General features: G+C 59.4%; 15 protein-coding genes. 9 read left to right on the top strand and 6 right to left on the bottom strand.

Annotation, left to right across the window (positions count from 1 at the left end; translation table 11 throughout):
• Positions 1 to 38 precede the first annotated feature (38 nt).
• Positions 39 to 2,048, bottom strand: a complete 2,010-nt coding sequence (locus ACKFRY_RS09375) for a maltotransferase domain-containing protein (RefSeq protein WP_250412346.1) — start codon at positions 2,046 to 2,048, stop codon at positions 39 to 41.
• Between the two features lie 58 nt (positions 2,049 to 2,106).
• Here ACKFRY_RS09375 and ACKFRY_RS09370 point away from each other — a divergent pair, with 58 nt between their 5' ends.
• From ACKFRY_RS09370 to ACKFRY_RS09345, 6 genes are read left to right on the top strand one after another with little or no spacing between them, the layout of a single operon-like run.
• Positions 2,107 to 2,928: an ABC transporter ATP-binding protein gene (locus ACKFRY_RS09370; RefSeq protein ID WP_005327654.1), complete on the top strand. Its 822-nt coding sequence runs from the start codon at positions 2,107 to 2,109 to the stop codon at positions 2,926 to 2,928.
• A complete protein-coding gene (locus ACKFRY_RS09365) occupies positions 2,925 to 3,752 on the top strand; it encodes an NUDIX domain-containing protein (protein ID WP_150851146.1) in 828 nt (275 codons plus the stop codon). Before ACKFRY_RS09370 ends, ACKFRY_RS09365 begins: the two co-directional genes overlap by 4 nt.
• Positions 3,749 to 4,882, top strand: a complete 1,134-nt coding sequence (locus ACKFRY_RS09360) for a THUMP-like domain-containing protein (protein WP_408922734.1) — start codon at positions 3,749 to 3,751, stop codon at positions 4,880 to 4,882. The genes ACKFRY_RS09365 and ACKFRY_RS09360 overlap by 4 nt, the downstream gene beginning before the upstream one ends.
• 24 nt (positions 4,883 to 4,906) lie before the next feature.
• Positions 4,907 to 5,689 (top strand): electron transfer flavoprotein subunit beta/FixA family protein, encoded by a 783-nt coding sequence (locus ACKFRY_RS09355; protein WP_408921221.1) that lies wholly within the window; start codon positions 4,907 to 4,909, stop codon positions 5,687 to 5,689.
• 8 nt (positions 5,690 to 5,697) lie between these two features.
• A complete protein-coding gene (locus tag ACKFRY_RS09350) occupies positions 5,698 to 6,639 on the top strand; it encodes an electron transfer flavoprotein subunit alpha/FixB family protein (RefSeq protein ID WP_408921220.1) in 942 nt (313 codons plus the stop codon).
• Positions 6,639 to 7,754, top strand: a complete 1,116-nt coding sequence (locus ACKFRY_RS09345) for a cysteine desulfurase family protein (protein ID WP_302257477.1) — start codon at positions 6,639 to 6,641, stop codon at positions 7,752 to 7,754. Before ACKFRY_RS09350 ends, ACKFRY_RS09345 begins: the two co-directional genes overlap by 1 nt.
• On the opposite strand, the gene ACKFRY_RS09340 is transcribed toward ACKFRY_RS09345, so the two are convergent.
• Positions 7,751 to 8,920, bottom strand: coding sequence for an HNH endonuclease signature motif containing protein (locus ACKFRY_RS09340; protein ID WP_179386395.1), 1,170 nt, complete (start codon positions 8,918 to 8,920; stop codon positions 7,751 to 7,753). The two genes, ACKFRY_RS09345 and ACKFRY_RS09340, sit on opposite strands and share 4 nt — an antisense overlap.
• Positions 8,921 to 9,128: 208 nt before the next feature.
• Between ACKFRY_RS09340 and ACKFRY_RS09335 the strand changes: the two genes are divergently transcribed.
• Positions 9,129 to 10,289, top strand: a complete 1,161-nt coding sequence (locus ACKFRY_RS09335; RefSeq protein WP_408922733.1) for a glycoside hydrolase family 25 protein — start codon at positions 9,129 to 9,131, stop codon at positions 10,287 to 10,289.
• On the opposite strand, the gene ACKFRY_RS09330 is transcribed toward ACKFRY_RS09335, so the two are convergent.
• Entirely contained in the window at positions 10,270 to 11,106 is an 837-nt protein-coding gene (locus tag ACKFRY_RS09330; RefSeq protein WP_408922732.1) for a spermidine synthase, read from the bottom strand. The two genes, ACKFRY_RS09335 and ACKFRY_RS09330, sit on opposite strands and share 20 nt — an antisense overlap.
• A gap of 94 nt (positions 11,107 to 11,200) precedes the next feature.
• On the opposite strand from ACKFRY_RS09330, the gene mnmA reads away from it, so the two are divergent.
• Positions 11,201 to 12,286 carry a tRNA 2-thiouridine(34) synthase MnmA gene (gene mnmA, locus ACKFRY_RS09325; RefSeq protein ID WP_150851060.1) on the top strand — a complete coding sequence of 362 codons (1,086 nt, stop codon included), beginning with the start codon at positions 11,201 to 11,203 and terminating at the stop codon, positions 12,284 to 12,286.
• Here mnmA and ACKFRY_RS09320 read toward each other — a convergent pair.
• Positions 12,279 to 12,647: a PH domain-containing protein gene (locus ACKFRY_RS09320; protein WP_150851061.1), complete on the bottom strand. Its 369-nt coding sequence runs from the start codon at positions 12,645 to 12,647 to the stop codon at positions 12,279 to 12,281. The genes mnmA and ACKFRY_RS09320 overlap by 8 nt on opposite strands.
• 77 nt (positions 12,648 to 12,724) lie before the next feature.
• Here ACKFRY_RS09320 and ACKFRY_RS09315 point away from each other — a divergent pair, with 77 nt between their 5' ends.
• Complete coding sequence (locus tag ACKFRY_RS09315; RefSeq protein WP_408922731.1) at positions 12,725 to 13,639, top strand: methionine synthase; 915 nt, start codon at positions 12,725 to 12,727, stop codon at positions 13,637 to 13,639.
• Here the strand turns inward: ACKFRY_RS09315 and ACKFRY_RS09310 are convergent.
• Entirely contained in the window at positions 13,636 to 14,757 is a 1,122-nt protein-coding gene (locus ACKFRY_RS09310; RefSeq protein ID WP_408922730.1) for an AAA family ATPase, read from the bottom strand. The genes ACKFRY_RS09315 and ACKFRY_RS09310 overlap by 4 nt on opposite strands.
• A 69-nt stretch (positions 14,758 to 14,826) precedes the next feature.
• The gene (locus ACKFRY_RS09305; RefSeq protein ID WP_408922729.1) at positions 14,827 to 15,498 is read right to left on the bottom strand and encodes a 3'-5' exonuclease; all 672 of its coding nucleotides are present in this window, start codon (positions 15,496 to 15,498) and stop codon (positions 14,827 to 14,829) included.
• Between the last annotated feature and the right edge of the window lie 2 nt (positions 15,499 to 15,500).

Raw genomic sequence — 15,500 nt, 5'->3', positions numbered from 1 at the left:
AGAGTACCTAGTTCGAGTGCGGTCCGGTGGGCGAATGTTTACGGGCGATAGTCGCTAACTACGCGCCAGGTGAGCTGTTCCTGGAGGGCGTGGTCGGCAGGGGGAAGGACGAAGACATGGGCGACGTCGCGAAGCGGCTCTAAGCGCACAAAGTTGCGCTCGGACCAGTGGTAAGCAGAGCCGGTAATCGTGTCTTGGACGGTATAGGACTCGCCGGGGTGGCGGCCGATAGCCTGCATATCTACCGTGACGGTGGCTTCCTGCGCATTGCGCGGATCCAGGTTGACCACAATGAGGACTACGTTGCCGGAGGCTGGATCCGCCTTCGAATAGGCAATGATGGCTTCATTGTCGGTGTCATGGAACCGCAGGGTGCGCAGTTGCTGCAAAGCGGGATTATCGCGGCGGATCTGGTTGAGCAGCCGGATATAGGACTCAAGGGAATCTCCCGATGCAACCGCCGCCGCAAAATCGCGCGGGCGCAGTTCGTACTTCTCAGAGTCGAGATATTCCTCGGAGCCTGGGGCTACCGGGGTGTGCTCGTAGAGTTCGAAGCCGGAGTACACGCCCCACAGCGGTGACATGGTCGCGGCTAGGACAGCGCGAATGGCGAACATGGCACGCCCGCCGGTCTGCAGGGACTCGTGCAGGATATCCGGGGTATTAACAAAGAGGTTGGGGCGGCAGATATCTGCTTGGTCGACGTGCATCTGGCCAAATTGGGTGAGCTCGTGCTTGGAGGTTTGCCAGGTGAAATAGGTGTAGGACTGGGAAAAACCTGCCTTCGCTAGACCGAAGAGGCGAGGCGCGCGGGTAAAGGCCTCGGCCAAGAAGATGACGTCCGGATGGGTGGCATGTACGCGGGTAATTAGCCAATCCCAAAAGTTTGCCGGCTTGGTGTGTGGGTTATCCACGCGGAACGTACTTACACCGGCTTCCACCCAAATCATCAAGGTCTCATAGATTTCGTGGTAGATGGCATCAGGGGCGTTATCGAAGTTGAGCGGATAGATATCCTGATACTTCTTCGGCGGGTTCTCGGCGTAGGCGATGGTGCCATCTGGAAGGACGGTGAAAAATTCTGGGTGGCTCTTCGCCCACGGATGGTCGGGCGATGCCTGTAGCGCAAAATCGAGCGCTACCTCCAAGCCGAGTTCCTGGGCGCGGGAGACTAGTTTCTGGAAATCCTCCATCGTGCCCAAATCCGGATGGGTGGTGGAGTGGTCCTGAATGGCCCAGGGGCTTCCCACATCGCCGGGCTCGGCCACGACCGAATTATTCTTTCCCTTGCGGTGTACCTCGCCGATGGGATGGATGGGCGGAAAGTACACCGTGTCGAAGCCCATATCGGCCACCCGCTCCAGTGCCTTGGCAGTGGTGTCAAAAGTGCCGTGGACTGGATTTCCCTCTTCATCCCAGCCTCCGGTGGAGCGAGGAAAGAGCTCGTACCACGAGCTATAGAGTGCGGCGGGACGCTCCACATATACCTCGTGGATTGCGCCCTCCACCAGTAGGTCGCGCAGGGGATGCGAGTGCAGGATGCCTGTTACCTCCTCCGAGAGCGCTACCTGCACGCGCTTATCGACGTCCAAGGACTCATCCTCCAAGTCCCGAGCTGCCGCAAAGAGCGGTTCCACCACATCCGACGGGGTTTGCAGAGCCGCGCGAGAAAACAACTCCGCGCCATGCTGCAGGTCATTGGCCAGCTCCGCGGCAGATTGCCCAGCCGCCATCTTCTTGGTTACCGCGTTCTTCCACGTGGCGATGGGATCGGACCAGGCATCGACGCGGAAGTACCAGGTGCCTTGGGTGCCCGGGGTAAATACGCCGTGCACGCGGTCCTGGTCATCGGGATCAACCTGCATGGTGACCGAGGAGGTAGCCGTGGTCCGTGCCGCCCACGCAGACAAGGTTGCCGAGACCGCGTCGTGGCCCTCGCGCCAGACGAGGGCGGTGACAGGAATTACCTCGCCTACAACTGCTTTGGAAGCTACAGAACCGGCGGAGATAAGCGGGCGGACATCGTCAATACCAAGGCGAGTAGTCATGCCCATAAGACTAATGCAGCTGTGTCAGTTTCACCGGGCAAAGAACAAATCAGTCACAATGGAAGGCGTGAACGACGTAACTCCCACTGATCAAGATTGGCTCGTAGATTTTCGCGGCGTCGAGCTGCGCCGCGGCGGCAAGACCCTCGTCGGGCCCGTGGACTGGCAAGTAGAGCTCGATGAGCGCTGGGTCATTATTGGCCCCAATGGCGCGGGCAAGACCTCGCTGGTGCGCATGGCTGCGGCCGAAGAGTTCCCCTCGAAAGGCACCGCCTTTTTGATGGGGGAGCAAATCGGCAAAACCGACATGCGCGATCTGCGCGCGCTTATTGGCATCTCCTCCGCGGCGGTGCAATCGCGGATTCCGGACACTGAGCGCGTGGACGATCTAGTTGTCTCCGCTGGCTACGCAGTGCTAGGCCGCTGGCGCGAAGAATACCAGGACATGGATTTCTCCCGCGCGGATGACATCTTGGCCCAAGTTGGCGCCACCCACCTCAAAGAGCGCACCTGGGGGACCCTGTCTGAGGGAGAAAAGAAGCGCGTCGTCCTCGCACGCGCACTCATGTCTAACCCGGAGTTGCTCATTCTCGATGAGCCGTCCGCCGGAATGGACCTGGGAGGCCGCGAAGACCTGGTGGGATACCTTGGCAATCTAGCCATGGACCCCGATGCCCCAGCGATTGTCATGATCACCCACCACGTGGAGGAGATCCCCTATGGCTTCACCCACGCCATGCTGTTGGATGAGGGTAAAGTTGTGGCAAAAGGACTGATTAATTCCGTCCTTACCTCCGAAAACCTGACTCGCGCCTTCCACCAGCCCATTCAGGTGGACCGCATTGGACAGCGATACTTCGCCCGCCGAGCTTCTCTATGACCAATCCTTTTCATGACCGTCTCGATGCCATTGACGCCAGCGATACCACCGGCTTTCACGGTGGGCGCCTGGCGGCAACCGTCCTGCTCCTGCGGGACGGCGATGACGGTCTTGAAGTGTGGGTACAAGAGCGCGTCCACACCATGCACAACTACCCGGGGCATTCAGTCTTTCCCGGCGGCGGCGTAGATCCGCGCGACTTTCCACCACGTTCCTGGGACTCGGGCGAGCTATGGGCCGGAAAGTCCGTCATCTCCATGGCCCGTCGGATGGGCGTGACCAAGTACAAAGCCCACGCTCTTGTTTTTGCGGCTGCCCGCGAGCTCTTCGAGGAGGCCGGCACCCTTCTCGCCATCCGCGAGGACGGCATCGTCTCCAATGCGCGGCGCTATCACAAAGAGCGAAAACTCCTAGAAAACCACACCATTTCCTTTACCGAATTCCTCAGCAATAACGGCATGCGTGTCGACGCCGATATGCTCCTTCCCTGGGCGCGCTGGGTAGGAAAGGGAAAAAGCCATTGGTTCGACACCTTCTTCTTCGTTGGGGTGTTGCCCTCCGGCCAAGAACCCGATGGGGATACCGATGAAGCAGACGATGCCGGATGGTTCTCCCCGCAGCTCATCCTGGACGGCTGGCGCGCCGGGCTGGTGCGCCTTGCCATCCCCACGTGGGCACAGATGCAAAGGCTGAGCAAGTATTCCTCCGTCCAAGAGGTCCTAGAGGATGCGTCCTTTTCGGACCTGCGCCCCGTCATTGGGGATCCCCGCGAGGACCCCCGTTATCGCGAATTCTTTTCCACCACCCCCATAGACCGCATATGAGTTTTACCCCCGCAGAAGTTGACTTCCTTGCCGAGCGCCAAGAGGACATAGCACACCTCGACCTCACCTTAACCAAGGCTTCTCGGCTGAAAGACGCCGAAATCCTCAAAGCTAAGTTCGGTGAGTATGGGCGCGCCGTCATGGAGCTGGTAACCGCCCGCAGTTCCGGCAAGCTCCCGCACGATTGGCTTATGGACGCAGACTCCGCCCAGCAAGCAACCCCCATCGAAGTGGCGGCGTATCGGACGAAATTCCTCGCCGAGCAGGGCGTGCGCAGCGTCCACGACGTCACCTGTTCCATCGGCACCGAAGGCTATAATTCTCCGCTCGACTATTTTGGCTCAGACCTGGATGAATCACGGGTAAGAATGGCCAGGCATAACCTTTCTTCCGCCAAGATTTTCCGCGCGGATGCGCTGACGACTACTACCACTGCCGATGTTCTCCTTGCAGACCCAGCCCGCCGCGCCGGTGGCAGGCGAATCACGCGGCCGGAGGATTTGGTGCCACCGCTCCCGGAGGTCGTCGATAAGCATCGCGACAAGGAGCTGGCCATCAAGTGCGCGCCTGGCCTTGATTTTAGCGAGTGGGACGGCCTCGTTACCGTCGCGAGTGTCGATGGCGGGGTAAAAGAAGCCTGCCTTTATACCCCAGGCCTTGGCAGCGGCCGAAGGGCAGTGGTGATTCGCGGAGGCAAGCTAGATGTCCTCGATGACCACGCAGACAACCTACCCGATGCTGGAGACATTGGCAGTTACCTCATCGACCCGGATGGGGCCATCGTTCGAGCGGGATTGGTCCAGCACTACGCGGCAAGGGAAGGGCTGCATCAAATCGATCCGCGCATCGCATACCTGACAGGGGAGAGGATTCCGGAGGGGACTTCGGGATTTCCATTCATAGAAAAAGTACCCCTAAAGAGATTAAAATCCGTACTTAAATCCTATGATGCGGGAAGCCTAGAAATCCTTGTACGCGGGGTAGAAGTGGACCCTGACCAGCTGCGGAAGAAGATGAAGCTGAAGGGCAAGAAACCATTTGCGGTCATCATTACGCGAATTGGCTCACAGGGAATCGCCTTGCTGTGTCAACCCCGAGTATCATCGTCCGAGGATAATTACGCAACATAAATATATCGGAAAGGTGAGTGCCCAATGCCAACTATCGTGGCTCTGGTCAAACACGTGCCGGATACGTGGTCTACCAAGTCTCTGAACGATGACCACACCCTGGATCGCACCTCCGTGGATAACGTCATTGATGAGGTTAATGAGTACTCCGTGGAACAAGCCCTGCGCCTGCGCGACAATAACCCCGATGCGGGCTACAAGGTCGTAGCACTGACGATGGGGCCGGCCCAAGCCGACGAGGCACTGCGTAAGGCTTTGGCCATGGGCGCCGACGATGCCGTGCTCGTCTCCGATGATTCCTTGGCCGGAGCGGACGCGCTATCGACCGCGTGGACCCTCAACGCCGCGCTTAACAAGCTTGACGACGTCCAGCTGATCACCGCCGGCGCCGAGGCTTCCGACGCCTCCACCGGCCTGCTTGCCGGCCTGCTCGCCGAATACCGCCAGCTGCCGGCGCTTACCGGCCTGCACAAGGTAGAGCTAGCTGACGGCACCCTGCAGGGCACCCGCGAGGATGCGCGCGGCACCTGGGAACTTGAGGCGCCGTTGCCGGCGATCGTTACGGTGAACGATAAGAGCGACAAGCCGCGATTCCCCAACTTCAAGGGCCTTATGGCAGCTAAGAAGGCGGAAATCACCACCTTCACCCTGACTGACCTGGGCATCGAGGCCATCGCGCCGACGACCTCCGTGGTGGCCGCTGAGAAGCGCCCGCCGCGCACCGCCGGCGAAGTTATTTCGGAGCCTAACCCACAGGACGCAGCGAAGAAGATCGCTGACTTCCTGTCCGCTAAGAACTTGATTTAGGAGTAGATATGTCGCACGTTTACGTACTAGTTGAGCACGACGCGGACAACCTCCTTCCCGTTACCGGCGAGCTGATTACGGCCGCGCGGGAATTGGGTACGGTGTCCGCAGTGGTCGTCGGCAAGCAGGCCGATAAGTTCGATGCCGACCTTGCCGCCCTCGGTGCCGCACAGGTGGTTCAGGCAACGGCCGAGGATTATGACCAGCGGTTCCTCACCCCGGAGGTCGATGCCCTGCATGCGCTTGGCGCTGCGAACCCAGCGCCCATCGTGCTGGCCGCAACTCCGGCCAATAACGAGATTGCCGGCCGCCTCTCGGCTCGCCTCGCCTCTGGCGCGCTGGTCAATGTCAATGGCATCGCCGCCGATGGCTCCGCCAAGATGAGCATTTTCGGTGGTTCCTATGAGACCACCTCTACCGCCGCTGGCCAGTGCCCGATTTACACCCTCCGCCCTGGCGCGGTTGAGGCTGCACCACAGCAGGTGGAGGCGCAGCCGGCGCCGATGCCGTTGCCGGCCGCCACGGGCAAAGACGTCAAGGTAACTTCCTTTACCCCGGCACAGAAGTCCGCACGTCCAGAAATTACCGAGGCCAAGGCAGTCGTCGCCGGCGGCCGAGGAGTGGGCGACGAGTTCGGCGCCGTTGTCGAGCCGCTTGCCGACGCCCTCGGAGCCGCAGTCGGCGCCACCCGCGACGCCGTCGATGAAGGCTTTTATGACGCCGCCTATCAGATCGGCCAGACCGGTGTTACCGTCTCGCCCGACCTCTACATCGGCTTGGGTATCTCTGGCGCTATCCAGCACACCTCTGGCATGCAGACTTCCGGCACCATTGTGGTGGTCAACCAAGACCAGGATGAGCCGTTCTTCCAGATCGCTGATCTCGGCGTCGTGGGCGACCTGCATGAAATCGCACCAGCCCTGACCGAGGAACTGAAGGCGCGCCAGTAATGCCGCACTACTTCGACTATGCCGCTACCCAGCCGATGCGCCAGAGCGCGATTGACGCATGGGTGGCGGCGGCCGGCTCCCTCAACTCCGGCGCGCAGTATGGATCCGGCCGCAAGGCTCGGTCCGTGCTGGATGATGCCCGCGAAAAGGTCGCTTCCCTCCTCGGCTGCGAGCCCATCGAAGTCATCTTCACCTCTTCTGGCACTGAGGCGGACAATATCGCCATTCAGGGCCTCTACGCGGCTGGGCAAACGAACCGCATCATTTCTACCGATATTGAGCACCCGGCCGTGCGCGATACTGTCTCTAAGCTGGAGAAAACCGGAGCGGCCGTCGATATCCTTCCCGTCGACCGTTCCGGGCACATCGCAGATCTGTCGGCCCTAGACACGCTTGCCGACGTCGCTACCTGCATGTGGGCCAACAACGAAACCGGCGCCATTCAGCCCATCGAAGAGATCGCAGCCCGAGCGAATGCGACAGGCACACCCGTGCACGTGGATGCGGTGCAGGCCGTGGGCAAAGTTCCCATCAATTTTTCTGATCTAGGGATCGCCAGCCTCGCCGCCAGCGCCCACAAGTTCGGCGGCCCCCGCGGCATCGGTCTGCTTTTGGCCAAGCGGAGCCCCGCGCCCCAGCCGATTGCCTACGGTGGCGGCCAAGAACGGGGCATCCGCCCTGGCACCGTGGACGTGGCGGGCGCTTCCGGTCTAGCTGCGGCGTTGGAGGAATCCGTCTCCGAAATCGCCTCCCAGGGTGAGCGAATTGCTGCTCTCCGCAATAAGCTGCGCGACGGAATTCTCGCCACCATCGACGACGTAGTGGTCAACTCTGCCGAGCCGTGCTTGCCTTCCCACCTGCACGTCTCATTTCCCGGTGCTGATGGCGATAGCCTCATCATGCTGCTGGATTCCTTGCAGATCGAGGCCTCTACCGGCAGTGCTTGCAGCGCTGGCGTAAACCGCATGTCTCATGTCCTCGAGGCAATGGGCGTAAGTGAGGCGGAAGGAATCGGTTCCCTGCGTTTTACTCTCGGCAGGCTTACTTCGGAAGAGGATGTTGACTACGTCTTGGCTCATCTTCCGGAGGTTATTTCCCGAGCCCGTTCCGTCTAGCTATCATTCCTTTCTTTCGCCGCAGCTCGCCGGGCGGCGATAGCTTGGCCTACCGTTAGCGCCCAGTTCTTGTTCCTGGGCGCTAGCGGTCCTTGGGGCTCATCGTATTCCCAGCGGCCATCGTCAAAGAGCCATACTATGTCTCCAGTATGTGGATCCATGATGTAGAAGGCGCCACCATCAGTCTTGATGTTGTGATGGTGCTGGCACAGTGAGGCCAAGTTGCTTCCCGCCGTTTTTCCTCCCTGTGCATGGTCAATTCGGTGGTCCTTTTGGCAGTTCTCTGCCGGGCGATTACAACCTGGCCAGCGGCACACGCCATCGCGGCCTTCCACGTAGGCGCCAATGAGCGGGGGAGTAACGTAGCTTTCGCTTTCCATCCTTTTTGCAAGGTCCATATCCCGCGTCTGGGTGGGACGCAGACTGTCAGCGGTCTCAGGGCTTACCCATCCGAATCCCCGGATAAATGCGGGAGCAGCCTCCTGGTCGTGGGCTCGGTACATATGAAGAACCACTTTGGCCCGCGACTCAATTTCGCCCAGAATCAACTTGGCTAGGGCTTCAGCTTTCGTGAGGTTATGCTCTTCGGCTGCCTTACTAACGTGTTCATCGATGGCTAGCATGGTAACTTCATCGAATTCCACTGCTAGCCCGGCCTTCCCACCGAAACTGTGGTAGGTGAAATAGGAGTCGTTCCCTGCATCAGGCTCTCTATCTTCATTGGGGTGTGGGTCCTCTACAGCGATGAGGCCATTTAGTTTTCGCCGCAAATTCGTATTCGAAGGCAGTACCTGGCCGGGCTTGGTAGGGGTCAGGTAACGCGCAAGCTCTTGATCTATCCGCTCGAGAATTTCGGTCGGGATGTCGCCCAGCTTGCTAAGCACGGCGTCGATAGTAATAAGACGAGAGAAATCCAGGAAGTAATAGGTTTCCTGGAGCGCCTTTGTGAGTGGTAGCTCTGCGAGTCGATAAAGGGCCATGGTTATGTCCCGCGTGCGCCGCTCGCTTAAGCCCGTCCGAGCAGAAAGTGTGTGGCAGGAGATATCGAAATCGTCTTCTAGATCTGGCTTGACCTCTCTCCAGAATAGGTATTCTTGTTTCCTGATTTCTGTGGCTTTTACTGCTATCGGATCGTTGGTGTCATTGACTATGTAGTAGGCGTCCAAGATTAAATCCCCCGAATAGTAGAACTAGTGTGCGTAATTTCATGGTGTTTATTTTAAGCCGTGCCCTGCCGCTCCGCAAGGGTTATGGGCAAATATGTGTTCTAAAGGGATGTATTCCAAGAGGGGCGAAATGGAAGTAAAGAAAATTATTTCAAGTGGTGCGTGTTAAAGATGTGACAGGAGTGAAGGTGTTGCTAGACTCACGCGCATGACTTCAAAGAAAGCACTCCGAAAGAGCATCACTGCGGTAGTTACCGTGGCTGCACTAGCTGTAAGTGGTACCGCCATTGCCCAGGCGGTGAGCTTTGGTGCACCTAAGGGCATTGACGTGGCGGCGCACCAGCATCCGGGCGGTACGCCCATCGATTGGTCTAAAGTGCGTTCCGACGGACAGTCCTTTGCATTTGTGAAGGCTACCGAAGGCGGGGATTGGGTAAACCCCCACTACGTACAGGATATTCAGGCGGCTAATGCTGCTGGACTCAAGACCGGTGCATACCACTACGCACGTCCGGCTGGCGACGCCAAGACTCAAGCAGCGAACTTTGCCGCGCAGATCGCCCTTGCCCCGAATCAGACATTGCCTCCTGCACTTGATATCGAGGTGACGGAAGGGAAGTCTGCGGCACAGCTGGAGCAGTGGATTGAAGAATTTACTAGTGAGCTCAAGCGTCTTACCGGCCGCACGCCCATGATTTACACCTACAAGTACTTCTGGATGGGGCAGATGAATAACTCCCAGAAGTTCTCGGATATGCCACTGTGGCTCGCCGCCTATCAGGACCAAGCACCTGAAGCGGTGGGCGGATGGAACGAGCTATCTTTCTGGCAGCGTTCTGGTTCTGGCAAGGTAGCAGGCATTTCTACCGATGTCGACATGAACCTGTTTAATGGTTCCAAGCAGCAGCTGCAGACTTTCAGCGACGGCAATTACGTTGACGTCGGCGGCGCGCTAGAACAGCTGGTTGTGAGCGATGGGCTTGACTTGAGCTCCGATAGTACGCCGCTCATCGGCGCTATTTTGGCCCTGGCGGCGGGGCTGATTGCGATTCCGCAGCTTGCCGACGCCGCCGAAAAGTCCGGCCTCGATCCCGAAGCAGCGGAGGGCTTGGCTGCCTTCGTAAAGACCCTGCAAGACAAGGATGCCCTTCCAGTGGAGGACCTGGGTGATATGGCCAAGGGCAACTTTTCCGTCAGTGACCTAGCTATCCTGCTGGACAATGCCGGTCACGTGAACAATGTTAAGTCAGGCAACGTCTCCGAGTCGGAGGTATCGGAAGCTAAGAATGCCGCCAAGAACGCCGGCGCCGATGTTCCTGATTTTGATGCGGGTCAGGTGGCTACGCTGCTTAATCGCGTACTGCAGTAGCACCGGTGAAAAACGCGCGGGTCCAGGCCTCGTCTTTGTAATGGGCGGGCACGGCCCCGCCAAGGAGTGCCTTTGCCAGCTGAGCGGCTTCGACGGAGCCCTCGGCTGGCATTTCTGTATCTGAGGCTACCAGGATGATGTTCCCGTAGCGCCGGCCCTTGAGCATCGGTGGGTCCGCGATGACGGCGAGGTGGTCAAATACTTTATCCAGTCCCGCCAGCTCGCTCTTTGCCAGCTGTAGATCGGAATAGTCGCCGCAGTTGGCTACGTAGAGGCCACCCGGCGCCAGCGACTGCTGTGCAGCCTGAAAGAACTCCAGGGTGGTGAGGTTGGCTGGTGTCTTGTCGCCAGCAAAGACATCGCGGATGATGATGTCGCGGCTGGACGGAAGGAACCCCTCGGTTTCCGTGCGGGCCTCGCCGGCACGGATTTTGACGGTGGGGGAACGGGGGACGTCGAAAAGCGTACGCACCAACTCGCCTAACTTGGCGTCGAGTTCGACCACTGTGTGGCGGCTGCCCGGAAGCTTGCTGGCAAAATAGCGCGGAAGGGAGCATCCCGCGCCGCCTAGGTGGGTCACGCGGAGCTTATTCGCGGGCCGAGAATTGAGGTGCTCTACCGCTGCCGCAATCCAGCGCATATACTCAAACTCCAGCTCCTCCGGCTCACCGAGCACAATGTGGCTGCTCGGCACGCCATTAACGTTGAGAATATAGGCGCCGTCGCGAAACTCATCCGGCACAACCTCGGCTGTGCCGGTAGAAATATCGTAGGTGCCGGTAATTCCCGGATAAGTGGAAGCTCGCTTTCTGCCCATGTCACACAAGCTTAGGGAATGGATTCGATTTAAACCGCGTTGGGGCTAGGGAGTAGACTTTCGGGCCTGTAGTCAAGGTGAAATGGGGAGCACAATGCGAGTATTGGTTGCCATGTCCGGCGGCGTGGACTCATCGGTTGCCGCCGCGCGTGCAGTAGAAGCCGGCCACGAGGTGATTGGCGTTCACCTCGCCCTGCACAAAGACGCGCAGCAGACCAGGGAAAAGGCACGTGGTTGCTGCTCATTGGAGGATTCGGCCGATGCCCGCCGCATCTGCGATAAGCTGGGCATTCCCTTTTATGTCTGGGACTTTTCGGAAGAATTCAAAGAAGAGGTCATCACGGACTTCGTGGATTCCTACGCCCGCGGCGAGACCCCCAATCCCTGCCTGCGTTGCAATGAGAAGATTAAGTTCCGGGCGTTGCTGCAAAAGGGCATGGCGCTTGGCTTCGATGCGGTTGCGACGGGCCACTACGCCACCATCGACGAAGACGGCTACATGCGCCGGTCCCTAGATGAGAATAAGGATCAGTCCTACGTGCTCGGCGTGATTTCGGCCGAGGAGTTGGAGCACTGCTTTTTCCCCATCGGCGATACCCCCAAGCCGCAGATCCGTGAAGAGGCTGCGGCGCATGGCTTTTCCACCGCGAAGAAGCCGGATTCCTATGACATCTGCTTCATTCCAGACGGCAATACGCAGGCCTTTTTGGGCGCCCGCATTGGGCTGCGCCCCGGCATGATCGTGGACCAAGAGGGTACGGAGCTCAAGGAGCACGATGGCGCGTGGAACTACACCATCGGCCAGCGCAAGGGCCTAGACATTAAGGCGCCGGCTGCCGACGGCCGCCCCCGCTACGTCACCGATATTGATGCTGCTACCGGCACGGTTACCGTCGGTGCCCGCGAGGACTTGGCTGTGACCTCGATTCAGGCAGATCGCCTGAAGTACCTCCACCCAGGCATGGATGGGGATTTCGAGTGCGAGGTTCAGGTGCGCGCACACGGCTCCGTGGTGCCCTGTACCGCCCACGTTGACCGCGAGGCGGACGAAATGCGCCTCGAACTCAAGGAGCCGCTATCTGGTGTCGCCCGCGGCCAAGCAGCAGTGCTGTACTTGCCTTCGCCGGACGAGCTGGGAGACATCGTCATCGGCTCCGGCACCATCTGCGGAACTAATTAAGCACGCAGTTGGCAATGAGCCGGTCTAGGGCACGGACATCGATATTGGGTCCAATATTGATTTTGAACTCGCCGGCCCTAGTCCACAGCTGTAGTTCCGCATTGACGTCCAGGAGCTTTCCTGCGTTTTCCGTGGACCACATGGTGATGGAGGAATAGGGCAGGGAGTACATCTCTACCTTTTTGCCTGTAAGCCCTTGGGCATCGCGGATGATGAGGCGCCTATTGGTAAATATGGCGGCATCACGGACGGTCTTGAAGGCGCAGACAGGATATTCCTGTTCGGCCAAGACGGTGGAAATGTCCTGAGGGATTTCGCACTCGTTGTAGAAGGTCCAGCCGGAGTATTTTTCCACGCCCATAGTAAGGTTCCTTTCCAAGTGATACGTCGCGTATCGAATAGATAATTCTGAAAAATAATACTAGCGCCGAGGTGATTATGGACGCTTTTGGCTTAGGGCCCATGCCGGGTTATTCCATGAGTGAGGCGGCAGACATCGTGATGGGGGAGACGGGTGGTCTTCCGCACCTTCCGCAGTTGCCGGACCGCGGGATTCACGCTGGGGCCATTGGGCGAACAGCGGGCTTGTTGGAAGCAGTCTCTATTGACCGCGGACCACGATCGTGGGTACTCAGGGATCGGCCGCAGCTCATCTCGCATCGGATTGGCGACCAGATGAGCCGGGACCTGGACGAGATTCAGGAGGTGTGGGGCGAGTCAGTTCCGCGTGTCAAGGTCCAAGCGGTAGGCCCGTGGAGTTTGGCGGCCGCTGTGGAGCTAGGAAACGGGCACCGCGCGATTACTGATTCAGGTGCGTTCCGGGACCTGTGTGGTGCTTTATTGGCCGGGATTCAGGAACACACGGCGCAGGTGGCACAGCGTTTTGGGGCAGAAGTGCGGGTCCAGCTGGACGAGCCCCTGCTTGCCGACGTCCTTTCGGGCACCCTTCCAGGCACCACCGACTTCGATACGATTAGGGCTGTTCCCGCGGACCAGGTCAATGCGACACTGGCGGAGTTTGACGCGGACTACCTACGGCTTCGCGAGCCACTATGGGAAGTGGCGGCGAAGACGGTGCTGCTCGATTTCGCTGGTCTAGGCTCGCCAGAGCATCTCGATGGCTTGGGGCAATGGATTGATGGCGGCGGTCGCGTTGGTCTCGGCGTGGCAGGGTGCGATGCTCGCGCGGAGGCTATTGCTATCGCGCAGCACTTTGACCGCATGGGGCTTTCGCGGGAGCGAATTCCAGGGCAGGTTGATATCTTCCCGTGGCCGGTGGACAAGGCCGCGCACAGCTATTCTTTTGCCGCTGAGGTGGCGGGCATCCTCGTCCGCGACGCCGGCGATCTTTAATCGACGCGCCCGCGGCTATCCGTGGTGGTGAAGTATTCGCCCATATAGGGAATGACGTAGCGTAGCTTGCCATGTGCGGTGGGTTCGATGAGGTCGGCGTCGATAAGCCGCTGGCGGGTGGCCGATAAGGAGCGCACCGTCCGGTCCATGTGGCCCGCGATGTCTGCGATGGTGGCGATGCCATCGACTTCGACTGCGGCCATCGCTTCCAGGAACTCCCGCTGCGCCGGCGGCAGGGCTAGCGTCGCAGGCTGGTGCACCTGCGCGCCCATGATTGATATTGCATCTGGGGCAATAGAGGCGATTGTCTGCTGGGAAATGCCGCTTTCGTGGTTCCGGCGACTGCGCTCCCACGCTAGTGAGCCGACCAATTGCACGAGGTAGGGGTAGCCGCGGGTGAGTGCGGCGGCGTCGGTAATCGCTTCGTGGCTAAACTCCAGCCCTGAGCCCGAGGCAGTATGCTCGAGCGCCTGCTCCGCATTGGCCGGTGACAAGGGGCCGAGCACGAATTTCTGGGCCCGGCGCAGGAAGGTTACCCCGGGCAGGTCCAGCAAGTGGTTGACCCCCTGCGGCAGGCCAGCGGCCACCAAGGCGATATCGATTTCATCGCGCACTAAGTCTTGGTAGGCCACGGCGATGGTGGTGAGCTCTTCGACGTCGGCGTCTTGAACCTCGTCGATGGTGAGGAGGATGCCGGTGCCTTTCAGCTCGGAGGAAAGCTCGCGTAGGCGGGTATTCAACGTGGGGGTGAAGCGGTCTTCTTTCTGGTGGTCGAAGCCAATCGATCCTACGCCGCCGATGCCGATGCGGCTGACCTTCTTCTTATCGCTGGGCGAGAGCCGCTCGAGAAGCCTCGGAATCGTGGTGTTGACCAGTTCCTCCACCATGGTGGAGCGCCCAGAGGCGCGTAGCGTTACCCAACCGCGCGCTTCAGCAATATCTTCCAACTCGTTGATGAGGACCGTTTTGCCAATGCCCCTAGCGCCGCTTAGCACCATGGAACGGGAGGCATTGCCTGCCGAACCATCGAGGGCGGTGCGGAAACTATCGAGCACGACGCCGCGGCCGACCCAGAACAGGGGAGGGGCGCCGAATGTCGGGCGGAATGGATTGTCCATGCGGCTAGTGTAACCGGTCTTGTCGGAGATTTGGGAGACTTTCGGCTCAATGTGGAGATTTGGGAGACTTTATCCGATTAGCGGCCACGCGGTCGAGACATCCGAGGCATCGCGGCCCTTGCCTTCCAAGTACTTTTTGAAGGCGACGCGGTCCTCGTACCACTTGACGGCTTGGAACTCCATGAGCTCATTTTCATCCATCTGCGCCAGGTTGGGGTAGTGCTGGCGAACCTGCTTCCAGGCCACGCGGGCGGCCGCGAGGGCGTCGGCAGTAGCTTCGTGAGCATTGCCAAGCTCAACGCCATAATGTTCGCACACGGCGCCAAGGGTGCGCTTTCCCTTGCGCCACTTATCGCTGACGCGGTCAATTACGTACGGGTCATAAACCGGGCCGGTCACCGTAAAATCGCCGGTCAGGCTGCGCAATACGGTGAGATCAAACGCCGCGTTGTAGACGATCAGCGTCAGGCCATCCTCCCATGCGGCCTTGATTGCGTCGACCGTATCTTTTAGAACATCCTCATGTGGTCGCCCCTCTGCGCGGGCCTTTTCCGTGGTGATTCCATGGACATTGGTCGCTTCCTGCGGAATTTCGATTCCGGGATCGGCTAGGTGCTCAATTTTTTGCACATCGCGGCCGTCAATGCGGACTAGGGCAGAGGTAACAATGCGGGCTTGTTTAGGGCTGGCCGAGGTGGTCTCAAGGTCGAAGGCGAGCATGCGGGAGGCGTCGAAATTCATGA

The organism is Corynebacterium tuberculostearicum, from assembly GCF_046097255.1.
In the GTDB taxonomy this organism is placed as follows: Bacteria; Actinomycetota; Actinomycetes; order Mycobacteriales; family Mycobacteriaceae; genus Corynebacterium; species Corynebacterium tuberculostearicum_J.
The sequence above is the reverse complement of the archived record's forward strand: the minus strand, read 5'-3'. Positions and strand labels throughout refer to the sequence as shown.

Excerpts from the sequence above, each read along its gene's own strand:
- ACKFRY_RS09375 (WP_250412346.1), bottom strand. The coding sequence starts at position 2,048 with ATGACTACTCGCCTTGGTATTGACGATGTCCGCCCGCTTATCTCCGCC.
- ACKFRY_RS09370 (WP_005327654.1), top strand. The coding sequence starts at position 2,107 with ATGGAAGGCGTGAACGACGTAACTCCCACTGATCAAGATTGGCTCGTA.
- ACKFRY_RS09365 (WP_150851146.1), top strand. The coding sequence starts at position 2,925 with ATGACCAATCCTTTTCATGACCGTCTCGATGCCATTGACGCCAGCGAT.
- ACKFRY_RS09360 (WP_408922734.1), top strand. The coding sequence starts at position 3,749 with ATGAGTTTTACCCCCGCAGAAGTTGACTTCCTTGCCGAGCGCCAAGAG.
- ACKFRY_RS09355 (WP_408921221.1), top strand. The coding sequence starts at position 4,907 with ATGCCAACTATCGTGGCTCTGGTCAAACACGTGCCGGATACGTGGTCT.
- ACKFRY_RS09350 (WP_408921220.1), top strand. The coding sequence starts at position 5,698 with ATGTCGCACGTTTACGTACTAGTTGAGCACGACGCGGACAACCTCCTT.
- ACKFRY_RS09345 (WP_302257477.1), top strand. The coding sequence starts at position 6,639 with ATGCCGCACTACTTCGACTATGCCGCTACCCAGCCGATGCGCCAGAGC.
- ACKFRY_RS09335 (WP_408922733.1), top strand. The coding sequence starts at position 9,129 with ATGACTTCAAAGAAAGCACTCCGAAAGAGCATCACTGCGGTAGTTACC.
- ACKFRY_RS09330 (WP_408922732.1), bottom strand. The coding sequence starts at position 11,106 with ATGGGCAGAAAGCGAGCTTCCACTTATCCGGGAATTACCGGCACCTAC.
- mnmA (WP_150851060.1), top strand. The coding sequence starts at position 11,201 with ATGCGAGTATTGGTTGCCATGTCCGGCGGCGTGGACTCATCGGTTGCC.
- ACKFRY_RS09320 (WP_150851061.1), bottom strand. The coding sequence starts at position 12,647 with ATGGGCGTGGAAAAATACTCCGGCTGGACCTTCTACAACGAGTGCGAA.
- ACKFRY_RS09315 (WP_408922731.1), top strand. The coding sequence starts at position 12,725 with ATGGACGCTTTTGGCTTAGGGCCCATGCCGGGTTATTCCATGAGTGAG.
- ACKFRY_RS09310 (WP_408922730.1), bottom strand. The coding sequence starts at position 14,757 with ATGGACAATCCATTCCGCCCGACATTCGGCGCCCCTCCCCTGTTCTGG.
- ACKFRY_RS09305 (WP_408922729.1), bottom strand. The coding sequence starts at position 15,498 with ATGAATTTCGACGCCTCCCGCATGCTCGCCTTCGACCTTGAGACCACC.